This is a genomic window from Actinoplanes hulinensis, from assembly GCF_019429605.1.
GTDB lineage: Bacteria > Actinomycetota > Actinomycetes > Mycobacteriales > Micromonosporaceae > Actinoplanes > Actinoplanes campanulatus.
In genome coordinates, this window is sequence record NZ_JAHXZI010000027.1 from 71,142 (window position 1) to 86,818 (window position 15,677).

At 71.6% G+C, this 15,677-nt stretch carries 12 protein-coding genes; 2 read left to right on the plus strand and 10 right to left on the minus strand.

The features are described from left to right. Positions 1-224 precede the first annotated feature (224 nt). The 9 genes from KZ829_RS37365 to KZ829_RS37405 all read right to left on the minus strand — a co-directional run bounded on the left by KZ829_RS37365 (position 225) and on the right by KZ829_RS37405 (position 10,939). A complete protein-coding gene (locus KZ829_RS37365; RefSeq protein ID WP_220148555.1) occupies positions 225-2,993 on the minus strand; it encodes a DUF5682 family protein in 2,769 nt (922 codons plus the stop codon). Further along, the gene (locus KZ829_RS37370) at positions 2,990-4,102 is read right to left on the minus strand and encodes an ATP-binding protein (protein ID WP_220148556.1); all 1,113 of its coding nucleotides are present in this window, start codon (positions 4,100-4,102) and stop codon (positions 2,990-2,992) included. The genes KZ829_RS37365 and KZ829_RS37370 overlap by 4 nt, the downstream gene beginning before the upstream one ends. Positions 4,103-4,119: 17 nt before the next feature. Continuing rightward, the gene (locus KZ829_RS37375; RefSeq protein ID WP_220148557.1) at positions 4,120-5,451 is read right to left on the minus strand and encodes a VWA domain-containing protein; all 1,332 of its coding nucleotides are present in this window, start codon (positions 5,449-5,451) and stop codon (positions 4,120-4,122) included. Between the two features lie 73 nt (positions 5,452-5,524). Then, positions 5,525-6,895, minus strand: coding sequence for a hypothetical protein (locus KZ829_RS37380; protein ID WP_220148558.1), 1,371 nt, complete (start codon positions 6,893-6,895; stop codon positions 5,525-5,527). Beyond that, complete coding sequence (locus KZ829_RS37385) at positions 6,895-7,395, minus strand: hypothetical protein (RefSeq protein ID WP_220148559.1); 501 nt, start codon at positions 7,393-7,395, stop codon at positions 6,895-6,897. Before KZ829_RS37385 ends, KZ829_RS37380 begins: the two co-directional genes overlap by 1 nt. Positions 7,396-7,488: 93 nt before the next feature. Next, on the minus strand, positions 7,489-7,788 hold the full coding sequence (locus tag KZ829_RS37390) for a hypothetical protein (protein WP_220148560.1): 300 nt from the start codon (positions 7,786-7,788) through the stop codon (positions 7,489-7,491). 14 nt (positions 7,789-7,802) lie between these two features. Then, on the minus strand, positions 7,803-8,960 hold the full coding sequence (locus KZ829_RS44735; protein ID WP_308285825.1) for a WXG100-like domain-containing protein: 1,158 nt from the start codon (positions 8,958-8,960) through the stop codon (positions 7,803-7,805). After that, the gene (locus KZ829_RS37400; RefSeq protein ID WP_220148561.1) at positions 8,957-9,280 is read right to left on the minus strand and encodes a type VII secretion target; all 324 of its coding nucleotides are present in this window, start codon (positions 9,278-9,280) and stop codon (positions 8,957-8,959) included. Before KZ829_RS37400 ends, KZ829_RS44735 begins: the two co-directional genes overlap by 4 nt. 135 nt (positions 9,281-9,415) lie before the next feature. Further along, entirely contained in the window at positions 9,416-10,939 is a 1,524-nt protein-coding gene (locus KZ829_RS37405; protein ID WP_220148562.1) for a histidine kinase N-terminal 7TM domain-containing diguanylate cyclase, read from the minus strand. A gap of 235 nt (positions 10,940-11,174) precedes the next feature. Between KZ829_RS37405 and KZ829_RS37410 the strand changes: the two genes are divergently transcribed. Both KZ829_RS37410 and KZ829_RS37415 read left to right on the plus strand, forming a co-directional pair. Then, complete coding sequence (locus KZ829_RS37410; protein ID WP_220148563.1) at positions 11,175-11,906, plus strand: response regulator transcription factor; 732 nt, start codon at positions 11,175-11,177, stop codon at positions 11,904-11,906. Further along, positions 11,903-13,354, plus strand: a complete 1,452-nt coding sequence (locus tag KZ829_RS37415; protein ID WP_220148564.1) for a sensor histidine kinase — start codon at positions 11,903-11,905, stop codon at positions 13,352-13,354. Before KZ829_RS37410 ends, KZ829_RS37415 begins: the two co-directional genes overlap by 4 nt. Positions 13,355-13,427: 73 nt before the next feature. Here the strand turns inward: KZ829_RS37415 and KZ829_RS37420 are convergent, their stop codons facing one another. After that, positions 13,428-15,572 (minus strand): MMPL family transporter, encoded by a 2,145-nt coding sequence (locus KZ829_RS37420; RefSeq protein WP_220148565.1) that lies wholly within the window; start codon positions 15,570-15,572, stop codon positions 13,428-13,430. Between the last annotated feature and the right edge of the window lie 105 nt (positions 15,573-15,677).

Below are 15,677 nucleotides of genomic sequence, written 5' to 3' on the forward strand. Positions count from 1 at the left end.
GGCCCCGCCCCCCGCCCCCGCCGGCCCCCCCCCCGGCGGCCGCGCCCCGGTTCCCCCCCCCGCCGCCTGACCGGCATTCGCCGGTCAGGCGGCTCTCCGCAGCTACGCCGGCCCGATGGTCGGCCGCTCTTTCGCGGGTGCGCCGGCCCGATGGCCGGCCGCTCTTTCGCGGGTGCGCCGACCCGATGGCCGGCCGCTCTTTCGCGGGTGCGCCGGCCCGATGGTCAGGCGCCGACCAGGTCGGCGACGGCGTTCGCCGCTTCGGGGTACGCCGTGAGCAGCGCCGCCGCCACCGCTTCCTCCCCGCCCGCCCCGGAGAACGACTCCGCCGCGACCGGTGTCCACTCCCCCTCGCAGCCGAGAAGGGCCGCCACCGCGTCCACCGACGGCCGGCCGGCCGCCCGGAGGACCGCGGCGGCGCTCGCCGGGCCCGCCGACACGACGGCGGGCCGGGCACGGGCCGGCGCCTTCCACGGCGGGATCCACGAGTCGAGAGCCGCGAGTGTGCCCGGGAAGGTGCGGCCCGCCTCCCTGGTCAGCACCGGCACCAGCTCGGCGGCCTGCTGCCGCAATGTCATGATCAGATTGGGCAGCCAGGGCAGCAGCACCGGGTCGGGCAGTTGCCCGAATGCCCGGGACAGGGTCTCCACCACGAACGGCGCCAGCCTCGGCACCGGTTCGAGAGCCTGCACGAAGCCGCTCACGTACTGCGGGACGGCCGGCACCACCAGCGGGTTGCCGAGCAGCTCACCGACCCGGGCCCGCAGGTCGGCCAGCGGCAGTGCGCCCAGCTGGTGCAGCGCCGCCCAGAGCAGGGCCACCTTCGCCGGGGACTCCGGGTGCGACTGCCGGACCGCGATCTCCAGCTGGGTGCGGTCGCAGCCCAGCGACAGCGCGAGGCTCTCCATGCTGAACAGGAACCCGAGCATCGCCCCGACCTGCCGCACCCCGGTCGCCTCGTCGACGAAGGCGGTCGGCAGCAGGGTGCAGTAGTGCGCGTACCCCGTGGTCACGAAGCGCTCGCACCACGCCGGAAGCACCGGCGCGGTGGCGCGGTAGTGGCCTAGCAGCCGGCGGATCCGGCGGAGCACCGCGGGCGCGTCGTCGACCGTGCGCTCCGCCGACAGCAGCTCGATGGCGCGGGTGCCGAGTTCGTCGGTCAGCCGTGGGCTCTCCAGGAACAGCAGGGAGTCCTCCACGGCCTTGAGCGCGATGGCCGCGGTCGCCTTCGGGTCCCAGGCCTCCCGGCGCAACCGCTGTTCGAGGACCTGCTCGACGGTGACACCCTCGTAGCCCAGCTCGATGACGGCACGCTGGTGGCGGCCGAGGTCGAGGTCCCAGCTCTCCTGGAAGTGCTTCTCGCCGAGCCGGCGGCTGCCCATGATCGGGCGGATCGCCTGGCCGGGCAGCAGGTACCGCAGCATCCAGAGCAGCTGGGAGCAGGCGGCCAGCTCGGGACGGGCGTTCAGATCGAGCAGCGCCCGCTGGATGCTGCGCTGCTCCAGGTTGAGGCCGAGCGGTTCGAGCCGGTCGAACACGTCCCGGGCCAGCGGGGGCATCGCCTCGTAGCCGACCCGGCCGATCCGGTCGCCACCGAGCAGGATCTCGCAGAGCCGCCGCACGTCGCGCCGGCCCGGCACAGTGTCCTTCTCGATGCAGGTGACCGCGGCGTCCTGGAAGTCGTACGGCGTCGGCCGCGCCCGCCCCCGCATACCGGCCAGCAGGATGGACGTCTCGAAGACCGCGATCGCGTCGGCGGTGCTGGCGAGATAGCCGTTGCGGCGGGCCAGCCGGACGATGTCGACGCACCAGCCCCGCAGCTCCTCCTCGTCCAGCCCGTCCAGCACGGGCGGGCCGGCGAGGTAGCCGCTGAGGTGGTCGGTCACCGGGCCGGGCGCCGCCGCCGGAATGGGTAGCGCCTTCTTCCGGCCGCTTCTCTGACCCTCCAGTTTGAAGGGGGTGAGCCGGTGCTTCGTGAGCTGCTTCTGCCAGGTCGCGGCCGCGATCGACACCGAGCCGGGCGCCAGCCCGAACTGCGCCTCGATCGCCGAGTGGCTGGACGGGATCAGGCCGTAGAGCCAGGTGGTGCCGGTCCGCGGGCTGATCGCGAAATCCGGTGTGCCCGGGGCGGAGCCCGCCTCCGGGACCCGGCTGGCCGCGTGGAAGGCGCCGCAGATGTAGAGGCAGTCGGCCGGGTCGGCGCCGGTGGCGGCGAGATGCTCGCGGATCCGGGTCCACATGTAGCGTTCCCGGTCCTCGTCGCTCGCGTAGCGCCGGGTGTCGTGCGGGGCCAACCGCCGGAACAGGCTGCCGACCAGCACCATCACCTGCCGGTAGGTCTCGTGGTCGGCGCCGGCCAGGGGCTGCTCGACATACTGGTCCCACCACTCGGACCAGTGCCGGACCCGGCCGTGGTGCAGCAGGTGCTCCTCCAGCTCGGCGAAACGGGGCCGCAGGTCACCGATCTCCACACCGACCGCGTCGCCGTGCAGCGCCTCCTCCGGCTCACCCGAGCCGGCCGGGGTCACGTCGGGTTCCCACTGGAAGACGTGGTCGGTGGACCGGTCCACCAGGACCAGCTCCACCCCCGGCGTCTCCAGCGCGTAGGAGACGGCCTGGTACTCGGCTGACGCCTCGGTGATCGGCGCGATCACCGACAGCGGCGCCGACTCCTTCGGGAAGCCGTCGAGCTCGGAGGCGAAAGCCTGCAACGCCACCGGAAGCCGGCAGTTGCGCAGCTCGGTGAGCAGCGGCTGGAGGTCCTCGCACAGCTCCAGGTAGACGACTTTGGGCTGCTTCTCCCGCAGCCGCCGGAGCATGGCCAGAGCGGAGGCCGGCGAGTGGTGGCAGACCGGGAAGATCTCCAGCGGCTCCCGCAGCGCGTGGTCGACGTCGTCGACGATCCCGGTGAGGATCTCCGGAAGCGCCGCCGGCCCGCCGCCGAGCGCCTCGGCGGCGGAGATCAGCTGTTCACGCAGCGAATCGAAGGTCACGACAGGGTCGCAATCGCCTGGCGGCCGCCCTCCAGGAACCCGGTCCACTCGCCGCTCTGCTCACGGCTGCGCGGCTCGATCACGCCGTGCCAGTACTTGTTGAGAATGGCCAGATCCTCCGGGCTGCGCCGGGCCAGCGAACCGACCAGCGACCCGGCCAGCGCCTCCGCGGTCAGCGCGCTGGCGCCGAAGAAGGTGCTGTGCAGGATGGCGTCCTCCAGGACGCCGATCTGCTCGGCGGTGGAGAGCGCCGACTCCAGCCGCTCGTCGTCGCCGGAGGCCGCGGCGGAGGCGGCGCGCAGGTCGGCGAAGCTCTGCAGCAGCACGTCGAGCAGGGTGGGCGGGACCTCCAGCTCGATGTTGTGCCGGCGCAGCAGCTCCTCGGTCCGGAAGCGGACGATCTCCGCCTCGCTCTTCCGGTTCGTCACCACCGGGATGCGGACGAAGTTGAAACGCCGCTTGAGCGCCGACGACAGATCGTTGACGCCGCGGTCCCGGCTGTTCGCGGTGGCGATGACGCTGAACCCGGGCTTGGCGAAGACGATGTTGTCGTCCTCCAGCTCCGGAATCGACACATACTTCTCGGAGAGGATGGAGATCAGCGCGTCCTGGACGTCGCTGGTGGACCGGGTCAGCTCCTCGAAGCGGCCGATCACGCCGCCCTCCATGGCCGTCATGATCGGCGACGGGATCATCGAGGCGCGGGACTGGCCCTTCGCGATGACCATCGAGACGTTCCACGAGTACTTGATGTGGTCCTCGGTGGTGCCGGCGGTGCCCTGCACGACCAGGGTGGAGTTGCGGCTGATGGCGGCGGCGAGCAACTCGGCGAGCCAGCTCTTGCCGGTGCCCGGGTCGCCGATCAGCAGCAGCCCCCGGTCCGAGGCGAGGGTGACGATCGAGCGCTCGACGAAGCTGCGGTCGCCGAACCACTTCGGTGCGATCTCCCGGTCCAGGCCGTCGGCCCGCTCCGAGCCGAGGATGAACAGTCGCACCATCTTCGGGCTGAGGCGCCACGAGAACGGCTTGGGGCCGTCGTCGACGGACTCCAGCCAGTCCAGCTCCTCCGCGTACTTGACCTCGGCCGGGGCACGCAGCATGTCAGACATCGAGAAAGTCCTTAACTTTAGGCGACGAAGTTTTTGAGCTCGGTGACGAGCTTGCGGATGTGACCGGAGATCACCGGCGTGCCCAGGTCCTTGAAGCGCTGCCGGAACCAGGGGTTGACGCTCTCGGTGCCGGAGCTGTTGACCGAGCCGACCGGGATGAACTTGACCCCGGAACGGTGCACCGCCTCGATCCCCTCGAACAGCGGCTGGGACCGGTCGAACTCGTAGAAGTCGGAGATCCAGACCAGCACGGTGTTCCGCGGATCGGCGATCTTGGGCCGGGCCAGGGCCATCGCGACCGGCCCGTCGTTGCCGCCCCCGAGGTTGGTGCGCAGCAGCACCTCGAACGGGTCGTGCACCCACGGGGTGAGGTCGAGCGCCCGGGTGTCGTAGGCGATGAGGTGCACGTCGACCTTGGGCAGGCCCGCGAAGATCGAGGCGAGAATGGTGCAGTTGACCATCGAGTCGACCATCGACCCGGACTGGTCCACCACCACGATGAGGCGGGCCGGCTCGATCCGTTTCGCGGTCTGCCGGTAATAGAGCCGGTCGACGTAGAGCCGCTCGTCCTCCGGGCTCCAGTTCGGCAGGTTCTTCCAGATCGTGCGGTCCAGGTCGAGATTGCGGTAGACCCGTTTCGGCGGGACGGACCGGTCGATCGTGCCGGCGCTGGTTTGGGCGACCTGGGTGCGCAGCACCGCGGCCACCTCGTCGACGAACCGGCGGATCAGCGCCTTGGCGTTGGCCAGCGCCGTGCCGTCCAGATTGTCCTTGTCGCGCAGCAGCTGCTCGATCAGCGACATGCTCGGGGTGAGCTGCCGGGCCAGCCGGTTGTCGGCCAGCACCTCACGCAGCCGCATCCGGCTGACCAGGTCGCCCTCGATACCGGCCAGCGCCGCGCCGAGACCGGAGTCGTCGCCCGCGGCCCGCCCGCGAAGCTGCCCGGGCTCACAGCCCATCGCCCGCTCGAACCGGCCGGCGTCGGCCTGCCAGCGCTGCAACTGCTCGGCGGTGACGTTGCCGGCGCCGGTCCCGAAGACGTTGAGCAGCAGTTTCGACACCAGGGCGGCGCGCCGGACCTCGCCGTCGCGGTCGTCGCCGGGGTCGCTCATCAGCCCGTCGAACTCCGGCTCCAGCGCCGGAAACCGCTGAATCACGGTGTCCACCGAGACGGCCGGATCGAGCAGCGCGGCCGGCAACCCCAGGTCGCCGACGATCGCCATGCTCGCCGACTCCAGAGCGGTCTGCTCCTCCGGGTCGAACAGGCGGGACAGCAGCCGCCAGTAGAGGATCTGACGACGGCTCTCCTCCGTGGGCGCGCCCGATGATTCGCTCGCAAGCTCCCTCATGCCGTCACCTCCGCTTCGCTCCGGCGCCGCCATGAGTTCAAGACTGAGCCCGATGATTCGCTCGCAAGCTCGCTCATTTCCGCAGCAGCCTTCCCGCGCGCTCGCGCAGGACGTCGACCGCGGTGCCGGCGGCGGCCTCGGCCTTTGCCGCCCTGGCGTCGGTGGGGCCGAGCGCCCAGTCGGCGGTGTGGGCGGTGACCGGCTTCTTCCGGACCACCGCCTGGACCGCGAGCGGCTGCACCGCCCAGCGGCCGGCATCCCACCGGAGCAGGCCCAGGCAGGCGGTCGAGGCGGCGACCAGCGCCGGGGTCAGCGGACCGGCTTCGGGCAGCCGGTCCACATCGACGGCGAGGGTGACGCCACCGGCCAGCTCGAACGACTCCGCACCGGCCGTGTAGCCCTCCAGCAGCACCGGCTCGGCGATGACGGCCGGATGGCGGTCCAACGGGGACACCGGCGCGGCGGTCGCCTCGCCCAGGCGGACCCGGGCCGTCGCGAACGGGTCGGCCGGCTCGCCCAGGACGGCCCGTGACTCGTCCCAGAGCAGATCGCCGGACGGGGTGAGCGGCATGCCGGCGATCTCGACCACGCGGTGCCCGGCCAGGGCGGCCCGGAACACCGGGAACGCGGTGAGCATGCGCCACGCGGACGGGCCGCTGATCGTGTCGACCTTGGCGGCCGCCACGCTCGCCCGGACCAGCCGCACCTGCCCGCCGGGCGTCTCCAGCAGGCCGTGGGCCTGGACGCGGAACACCGTGGGGTGCTCGTGCAGGTCGGCGCCGAGCAGCAGGAACCGGCCGTCGACCGGGGTGGCCGGCTGTTCGGGGAAACCGTCCTGGGACAGGAGCACGGACCTGGTCCACAGGTCCGCCCAGCGGCGCACCGGGACCCGGTCGAGGGTGGCGACCGGCGCGGCGCCGCGCAGCTCGGCGGCGAAACCGTCGAGCAGGACGGCGAGCCGCCGGGTGGCCGGGTCGGCGAGCAGCGCCTGCACGGTCTGGGCGGCGCCGCCGGCCAGCTCGTGGTCGACCCCGCGCCAGCCGGCGATGGCCAGCTCGCGAAGCCAGGACCGGCCGCCGGCGAGCAGGCCACCGGACGGCGACGAGCCGCCGGGGGCGGCCCACCGCTCACGGGACCGGCCGAGCGCCTCGTCGAGCCCGGCGAGCAGCGCGTCGTGTGCGGCGCCGAGCAGAGCGGCGCGGGCCCCGGCCAGCACGGCCAGATGCTCGTCGGCGACCGCACCGGCGATGATCTTGCCAACCGAATCGGCGACCCGGTCGGCGAGCGGCGAGCCGGCGAACGCGGCGGCGAAGGCCTCGCACGCGGCGGCCCGCTCCTCGTCGATCCGGGCGAGGCCGTGCACCAGGGCGTCGTCGAGGCCGTCGATGAGGCCGAGCGCCTCGGTGAGGCCGGCCGGGACCGCCCGCAGGGCGTCAGCGAGCATCAGCGCACCGCCCCGGCAGCGGGGAACCACTGCAACTCGGGCAGCGGATCGGTGCTCGGGGGCACCTCCAGATACGCCAGGTGGCGCAGGAAACCGCTGAACACCTCGGCGGCGCGGTTGGGCGCGGTCGTCGTGTGCAGCCCGGCCCACAGGTCCTCGGTGTCCTCCGGCAGCGTCACCTTCAGATAGCGGGCGACGCGGGCCAGACCGTACTGTGCGACGGCGGCGTCGGCGAGAGCACGCAGGTGGTTGCAGGCACGCGACCCGCCGGACAGGCCACCGCACGGCCGGTTGTTGTTGGTGTTGCAGCTCAGGCCGTGGTCGCCGGCGGTGATGGACGAGACGTAGACACGCTCCACATCCGACCCGCTGGAGACCACCCCCTGGAGCCGGCCGTCGGCCAGCTCCACGAACGGCACCTTGGCCAGCTTGCGCGGCCGGGCGGGCGCGATGACGGGCGCTGCGCTGCGCCGCTCATGGACGGCACCCCCGTTGGTCACAACCAGACCTCCTCAGAAACAGGTGCCGAAGTTGTATCCCACGGGTACGACAAAACCGGATCGCCGCAGCGAGGCGCCCGGTCGCCGGGGTCGTCAGCCGAGCCGGCCGGCCATCTCGGCCAGCTCGCGGAGCCGGTCGAGCACCGCCGCCTTCCCCTCCCCACCGGGCAGGTCCCGGTCGCCGGCCGGCACCAGCTGGTCGCGCAGCAGCTCGACGGCTTGGGCACGGGCGCCCGGGGGCAGCTCGGCCAGCCACAGCGACCCGAGGTTCTCCCGGGAGATCTCCCGCAGGTAGGCGGCCGCCTCCGGGTCGGACAGCCGGTCGGCCAGGAAGTCGACGGTCCAGTAGAACAATCCGCCGCCGGCGCTCCAGTCCAGATCCGGTCTCAGCACCAGTAGTCCCGCCATCACTTCCCCACCAAGAAGACGCGCGGGCCCAGCCCTCGCTGCTCGATGAACCGCTCCACCATGGCCTTCTGTTCCGGCGTAAACCTTGACACATCGACCGGCACCAGGTGGGCTTTGCCCAGATGCCGTTCGATCTGGAACTGCAGTTGGGGCCACTGCCGCTCGAAGTAGCGGCTGTCGAAGTTGCCGACCGCGTCGTACGTCTTCCCGCTCTCGTCGACCCAGTCGGCGGACGAGCCCTTCTCGGCGCGGGTGAGCCGGACGCCGGTCTCCGCCTCGATCCGCTGAGCGCTCTCCGACTCTTCCGGACGATGTCTGCCGACGGCCGGATCGTCACCGAGGTCGTGGATCCGCTTGTCCTCACCGTCCTTCCCCGGCCGCGGCGGCGGGTCGGCGCCGCCGTCCGGCAGCCGGTTGAGCTTGCGCAGTTCCCCGATCAGGTCGTCGAGACGCCGCACCCTGGGCAGAAGGTTTCGCAGGCTGGCAATGAGGTCGTGCACCCAGCGGGCGATCCGCGCGGCCCAGGAGGCGACAAGCGTGCCGACCTGCTCGACCACCAGCGGCGTCGCCGCGCCGAAGGTGGCGGCCACCTCGGCGGCGTAGGTGACAAGCCGGGACACCAGGGTGGCGATCGCGTCCCGGACCAGCTCGCGGACCCCGGCGACGAGCAGGCCGGCGCCCTCGGTGAGCGCGGCCATCGTGCCGGACGCCGCGGCCAGGGCGGTCAGTGTGCCGTGCTGCTCCCGGGCGGTCGCGCGGTAGGCCTCCCCGGCCGAACCGGCCCAGCCGGCCACGTCCCCCCGGACCGCGTGGTCGAGCCGGCCGGCCTCCTCCTCGAGAGCCTCGGCAATGTTGCGCCAGGTCCGCGCATACGCCGTGATCTGCGCGGGATCACCGGCGAGCCGGTCGAGGGTGTCCCGCAGCGGCTCGACGTGCTCGATGATCCAGGAGACGCCGTACTGCAGGAGCACCCCGATCGGGTCGGAGACCAGGGCCAGACTGTCGAGACCGGCGCTGACCCCGCCGAGGCCGGCCTCCACCCAGTCCCGGCCGCGGACGCCGGCGGCGATCATCTCGATGTCCTCGACGATCCACACCCCGGCCCACGGGTCGGGCGGCTGGTCGACCCGCTCGGCGACGAGTGTGCCGTCACTCACGACCCGGCCCGCCGGGCGGCGGCCACGTCGGCGGCCGCGTAGCGCTCGCCGGTGGCGCGCACCCGCGCGGCCGATCCGAGCAGTGACTCCTCGGCCACCCGGATCCCGTCGGCGAGGGCGTCGTGCAGCCCGTTCAGCATTCCTGGGACCAGGGCGCACAATTCGCCGTACGCCTGAGCGCCGAGCCGCACCGCCTCGGACGCCTGCCCCACGTCACCGAGCACGTCGGCGATCACACCGATGTGCCCGGCGTGGCTGATCAGATCCGCGGGCGTCACCGACACCGCGTCGTTTCCCCGGTCGACCACAGCTTCCCCCATCCGCACCTATGACATCTAGGAAGCTAGATGCCTCGGACGGCCCTCTTCAACGCCCTTCTGAAACCTGTGGATAACTCAGGTTTCAGCAGCTCAGAGGGGTGCGGGAGCGGGAGGCAAGACCGGCGACGGCCCGAGCTACCCGATGATCGACAGCGTGGGCTCGGCGGCCAGGACCTGGTTGCGGCCGGCCCGTTTGGCCCGGTACAACGCCTCGTCGGCGAGGCTCAGCAGATGTCCGGGGCCGCCGGTGGCGGTCAACTGCGCCACGCCGGCGCTGAACGTGACGTTCAGGGTGCCGAATGGTGTGTCGACCGCCCGGGCGGCGCACTGCCGGCGCCACCAGTCGGCGCGTTCCGCCGCGGCCTGCGCGCCGATTCCCGGCAGCACCACCACGAACTCCTCGCCGCCGTAGCGGGCCACCATGTCGCACTCCCGGACCGAGCCGGTCAACTGCCTGGCCACGTCGACGAGCACCTGGTCGCCGACTGCGTGCCCGTACCGGTCGTTGATGGTTTTGAAGTGATCCACGTCGATCATCACGATCGACAGCGGCTGGCCGTCGGTGGCGGCGCGGGCCTGTGCCTCCAGCACGGCGGTCAGGTGCCGGCGGTTGTGCACCCCGGTGAGGCCGTCACGCGTGGCCTGCTCGGTCAGTTCGGCGCGGAGCCGCTCCAGCTCGGTGATGTCCCGGATCACGACGACGGTGCCGGGACAGCTGCCGTCGGCCGACTCGATCTTGACGACCCGGAAGTCGTACACGTCGCCCGAGGCGCCGTGGATGGTGGTCTGACCGGCGTCGGCGACCATGGTGGTGAAGTGCGGGCCGGCGATCTCCTGCCACCGCTTGCCGATCACGTTGCCGCCCGCCGGGTTCACCGCGGCGAGAAGTCTGGTCGCCGCCGGGTTGACGTCGAGGAACCGGCCGTGGGAGTCCAGCACCATCACGGCGTCGCTGAGCGCCGCGATGACCTGCGCATAGGTGACCGGCACCCGTTCGGAGTTCACGCCGGAGCGGTCGGTCCACCACCAGACGACACCGGAGACCAGGAACAGCACCGGGGTCAGATCGAACCCCTGCATGTCCACGACGATGAACACGGTCACCAGGTTGCCCACCGTCGGCGCGAGCGCGCCGACCAGGAACCACCGGTACACCCGCCGCTGGCCACGGACCGCCCGGCGCATCGCCCGGATCACCAGCACCGTGCCGAAGCCCATCATGGCGTAGCCGTACACGACGTGGGCCCAGTACGCCGGGCCGTGCTGCACGGCGATCCCGAGGGCGGCCACCTCGGCCTGCCGGTAGAAGAGGTGATGCCACGGATCGGTGGCGGTGACGGCCACGAGCAGCACCGGGTGGATCAGCATCAGCGGGATCCGCGGCGGCCGGCGCCCCGCGGAGACCGTGGTGTGCCAGAAGAAGCCCACGATGACCAGCGCCACGCCGGGGAAGATCGCATAGTTGAGACCGAGCGCCAGCCCGCGCGTCGGCGCCACGAGGACGCCGGCGTTGGCCAGCGCCCATTCCGCCGCGCCGCCCATGACGAGGCTGAGCGGAAGGGCCAAGGGTGTCTCGGACCGCCGCCGGTACGTCAGTACGGCGTACAGCAGTGCAATCAGGCCGGCTCCGGTGTAAACGGCGACCATTGCGAGCGGCATCCTCCGCTCCCTCCCACGGTTGGCACCGGTACGAATCGGTACCGCCATGGGTGAGTTGAGGAGTCGCCCGCCGTGGGTGCGAAACAGGAACGGCCCGTCACCAACCTACTTCCGGAATGCCAGGCCTCGCCGTCCCGTCGGTGGTCAGACCTGAGCTCAGGCATCCGCAAGAGAACGGCTCGTGGGCAGCACAGAGGCGACGGCTCTAATCCTGGCTTCAGGTTGACCGGGGAGAATGAGCGGCAAAGCATCGACTGGAAGGGGGCGGGCCGGCGTGCGGATCCTGATCGCGGATGATGACGCGGCCATCCGTGAGTCGCTGGAGCGGGTGCTCCAGGTCGAGGGCTACGACACCAGCACCGTCGCCAACGGTCTCGCCGTGCTCGACGGGGTCGATGGGGCGGCCGGTGACACGCTGGATCTGCTGATCCTCGACGTGATGATGCCCCGCCTCGGCGGGTTGGAGACCTGCCGGCGGTTGCGGGCCGCGGGCCGGGATCTGCCGGTGCTGATGCTGACCGCCCGTGATCAGGTCTCCGACCGGGTCACGGGGCTGGACGCGGGCGCCGACGACTACCTGCCCAAGCCGTTCGCCACCGAGGAGTTGCTGGCCCGGGTGCGGGCCCTGCTGCGCCGACGCACGACCGCCGACGGGGAGTCGCAGATCCTGTCGTTCGCCGACGTCCGGCTCGATCCCGACAGGTTCGAGGCGTGGCGTGGCGGGCGGCCGCTGCGCCTGACCCGGACCGAGTTCTCCCTCCTGCAAGTTCTCTTGCGCAACGCCACCCGGATCTTGACCCGCGAGGCGCTGTTCGAGGCGATATGGGGCTTCGACATGAGCACCACCGCCAACAACCTCCAGGTATACGTGAGCTACCTGCGCCGCAAGATGGAGGCCGAGGGTGAGCCGCGATTGATCTACACGCTGCGCGGCCTGGGATACACGTTGCGGGAGACTCCTCCGTGAGCAGGCACCCCCGCCGGGAACCGCGCCGGCTGACCCGATGGTGGCGCCGGCGGTCCCTGCGGACCAGGATGACGGTGATCGCGGCGACGGCCATCGCGGTCAGCGTGTTCGCGGCCTTCCAGGTGGCCAGCGAGCTACTGGACTGGGAGCTGCGGGACACCGCCGAGAATCAGCTACGCGCCGACTCCCGCGTCCTGGCGACGAACGCGCAGCGCGCCGGTCTGGCGCGGGTTCAGCTACCGCCGTATCCGGGATCCGGTCGGCTGGTGCGGGTCATCCTGCCCGACGGCTCGACCCGGACGCCGGCCGGCCAACCCGAGCTGCCCCCGGTCAGCGAGCACGCCGGGCGCGTGGCGCGGGGCGCGTCAGCCGACCTGATGGAGTCGATGGACAGCGACGACGACGGCTACCGCATCTACACGCTGCGGGCGGGCGACGGCGCGGTACAGGTGGCCCACGTCCTCGACGACAGCCCGATCAACCGGTTCGGGTTGGGCATGCTGCTGATCGGGCTGTTCTGCGTGGTCGGCGGCGCCCTTGTCGGGCGGACCGTGGCGCGGACCGGACTGGCACCGATCGACCGGCTGACCGCCGCCGCCGTACGTGTCGCGAACACCCAGGATCTCGACGCCGACATCCCGGATGAGGGCGGTGGAGAGATCCGGCGGCTGATCCAGGCGATCAACGACATGCTCGCCGCGCTCCGGGACTCCCGGCGGGCCCAGCGGCTGCTCGCCGAGGACGCCGCCCACGAACTCAAGACCCCGCTCACCAGCCTGCGCCTCAACATCGAGCTGCTGGTCCGGCTCGACCGGCGCGGCACCCTCGACACCGCTCTCTCGGCGGAGAGCCGGACCCGGCTGCTCAACGATCTCGGCGCCCAGGTGGCCGAGTTGAGCACCCTCGCCGCCGAGCTGACCGACCTGGCGCGCGGCGACGCAAGCGACGAGAGCACCGAGCTGCTCGACCTCGCCGACGTGGTGGTGGCCGCCGCGGCCCAGGCGCGTTCCCGCGTGCCCGACCTCGAGGTCGCGCTCGACGTGACCTCCGTGTGGGTGAGCGGGCGTCCCGCTGCGCTCCAGCGAGCGGTCCTCAACCTCGTCGACAACGCCGGCAAGTGGTCCCCCGCGGACCAGCCGGTCCAGGTCCGGCTCCGTGCCGAGGGCGCGTCGGCGGTGCTCGAGGTCGACGACGCCGGGCCGGGCATCGACGCCGCCGACGTACCGCGGGTGTTCGACCGGTTCTACCGTGCCGACAGCGCCCGGGCGTTGCCGGGATCCGGTCTCGGGCTGTCGATCGTGCAGCGGGTCGTCCACGCCCACGGCGGCCGGGCCACCGTCGCCCGCTCCGCACGCGGTGGCGCGCTGCTTCGGGTCGACCTTCCGGCCGCGGCACCGACCGCACCGATCGCGCGGCTCACCCCCGGGGAGGACACCGCGGTGCGCTGACCCCCGGCGCCTGGCGCAGGAGATCCGGGACGGGCCTGGGTCCCCGTCCCGGATCTCCTCCGTGCCGCCGCGCTCACCGTTGCAGCGCGAGCTCCTCTTCGTCGGCGAGCGGCTGTGGCCCGTTCGGCGGCTCCGCCCTCGGCCGGGACAGCCGACTCGGCCACCAGATCCGCCGACCGATCAGCAGGGTGACGGCGGGCACCAGGACCGACCGCACCAGCAGGGCGTCGAGCAGCACGCCGAAGGCGACCAGGAACCCGACCTCGATCAGCATCACCAGCGGAAGTGTGGTGAGGACCGCGAACGTGGCCGCCAGGACCACGCCTGCCGAGGTGATGACGCCACCGGTGGCGGAGAGGGCTTTGAGCATGCCCTGTCCGGTGCCGAGACGCACGGTCTCCTCCCGGGCCCGGCTGGCCAGGAAGATGTTGTAGTCGACGCCGAGCGCCACCAGGAACAGGAATGCCAGCAGCGGCACCGAGTAGTCGATGCCCTTGAACCCGAGGATCGTGTCGAAGATGAACACGCTGCCGCCGAAGGCCGCGGCGAATGAGACGATCACGGTGGCCATCAGGATCAGCGGGGCCACGATCGCGCGCAGCAGCAGCCCGAGAACGATCAGGACGACGGCGAGCACCAGCGGGATCACCAACTTCTCGTCGCGGCTGGTGGTGACCTCGGTGTCGAGGTTCTCCGCACTCGGCCCGCCGACGATCGCCTGCGCCCCGCTCACCGCGTGGACGGCGGTGCGTACCCGCTTGATCGTGTCGTACTCCGCGACGGTGTCCGGCGCGTCCGTCGGGAACACGGAGATGTCGGCCCAGCCACCGACGGTCTGACCCGGGATGGCCACGGCCACACCCGGAGTGCCCTTGACGATGTCGAGCACCCGCTCCTGGTACGCCGGCCGCGTGAAGACCGTCATCGGCTGGCCGCCGAGTTCCGGGAAGTGCTGCCGGAGAACGGTGAAGCCGGTGACCGACTCCGGCGCCGACAGGAACTGGTCCTGCTCCCGCAGGGCGCCGGTGTTGCCGACCAGCCCGATGGCGAGCACGCCGAGGATTCCGAACGAGCCGAGCGTCGCCACCCATCGACGGCGGCTGATGGCGATGCCGAGCCGTCCCCACAGCCCCGGCTTCTCCTCCACGGCGGTACTGAACCGGGGGATGGCCGGCCAGAAGATCCGCCGGCCGAGCACCACGAGCACCGCCGGGAACAGCGTCAGCATGGCCACCAGCGCGCACAGGATGCCGGCTGCACCGATCGGGCCCAACCCGCTGGTGCTGTTCAGGTCCGCGACGAGCAGGCAGAGCAGGCCGGCGACCACGGTGGCCGCGGACGCGACGATGGCCGGCGCCGCGCCGCGTAGCGCGTGGACCATCGCGACCCGGACGTTCTCGTGGTGGTGCAGCGTCTCCCGATATCGAGCGATGAGCAGCAGCGCGTAGTCCGTGCCGACGCCGAACACCAGAATCGTCAGCAGCGCCGAGTTCTGGTCGTTGACCACGATGCCGAAGCCCTTGACGAGCAGGTAGACGGTCGCCATCGCAGTCAGTGCGGCCGCGCCGACGACCACGAGCGGGATGAACCACAACACCGGGCTGCGGTAGGTGAGGATGAGCAGGACCGTGACGACGACGACGGTGGTGAGGAAGACCTGCAGGTCGATGCCGTCGAAGACGGCGTCCATGTCGCCGTCGACCGCGGCCGGGCCGGTCACCTCGAGTTCCAGGCCGGCGGGTCGGTCTTTCGCGGCGTCACGCAACGGGCCGACGATGGTTTCCGGTCCGCCATAGGTCGTGCTCACGTCGAGGGTGAACATCATCGCCTTGCCGTCGGTGGAGAGTCTCGTCGGTGGGCCGTCGTCGTCCTCGCCGGCCGCCGCCTTCGGCGGGTACCGCCTGGCAAGGGTGTCGTAATGGCGCTCGACCGTCGCGCGGTCGGCGTCGGTCATCCCGCCGGCGCGGTGGTAGACGAAGACGAACGTGTTGTCCTCGCCGCCGGGAAGACTGTCCTCCAGGACCGCCACCTTGGTGGACTCGGCACTGGCCGGCAGGGTGTCCACGGCTCTGTCGGTGGTTACCGAGCTCAACTTTCCGCTCAACGGCACCATGACGGCCGCCAGCGCCACCCACAAGCCGATCACCAACCACGGCACCCACCGGCCTGCCAGCCGACCGGGCGGCGCTTCCCTGGACGGCACTGCGTCGACTGCCATCAATAGCCTCCTACATACGCGTTACGTCGCTCGTCTGAGGCCGACTTCTTACCGAGCGAATCTGAGACGACCGTTAAAGCGGCGCTCAGCCCGGGTGTTCTGCAG

Excerpts from the sequence above, each read along its gene's own strand:
- KZ829_RS37380 (WP_220148558.1), bottom strand. The coding sequence starts at position 6,895 with ATGCTCGCTGACGCCCTGCGGGCGGTCCCGGCCGGCCTCACCGAGGCG.
- KZ829_RS37405 (WP_220148562.1), bottom strand. The coding sequence starts at position 10,939 with ATGCCGCTCGCAATGGTCGCCGTTTACACCGGAGCCGGCCTGATTGCA.
- KZ829_RS37370 (WP_220148556.1), bottom strand. The coding sequence starts at position 4,102 with ATGTCTGACATGCTGCGTGCCCCGGCCGAGGTCAAGTACGCGGAGGAG.
- KZ829_RS37420 (WP_220148565.1), bottom strand. The coding sequence starts at position 15,572 with ATGGCAGTCGACGCAGTGCCGTCCAGGGAAGCGCCGCCCGGTCGGCTG.
- KZ829_RS37400 (WP_220148561.1), bottom strand. The coding sequence starts at position 9,280 with ATGGGGGAAGCTGTGGTCGACCGGGGAAACGACGCGGTGTCGGTGACG.
- KZ829_RS37410 (WP_220148563.1), top strand. The coding sequence starts at position 11,175 with ATGAGCGGCAAAGCATCGACTGGAAGGGGGCGGGCCGGCGTGCGGATC.
- KZ829_RS37375 (WP_220148557.1), bottom strand. The coding sequence starts at position 5,451 with ATGAGGGAGCTTGCGAGCGAATCATCGGGCGCGCCCACGGAGGAGAGC.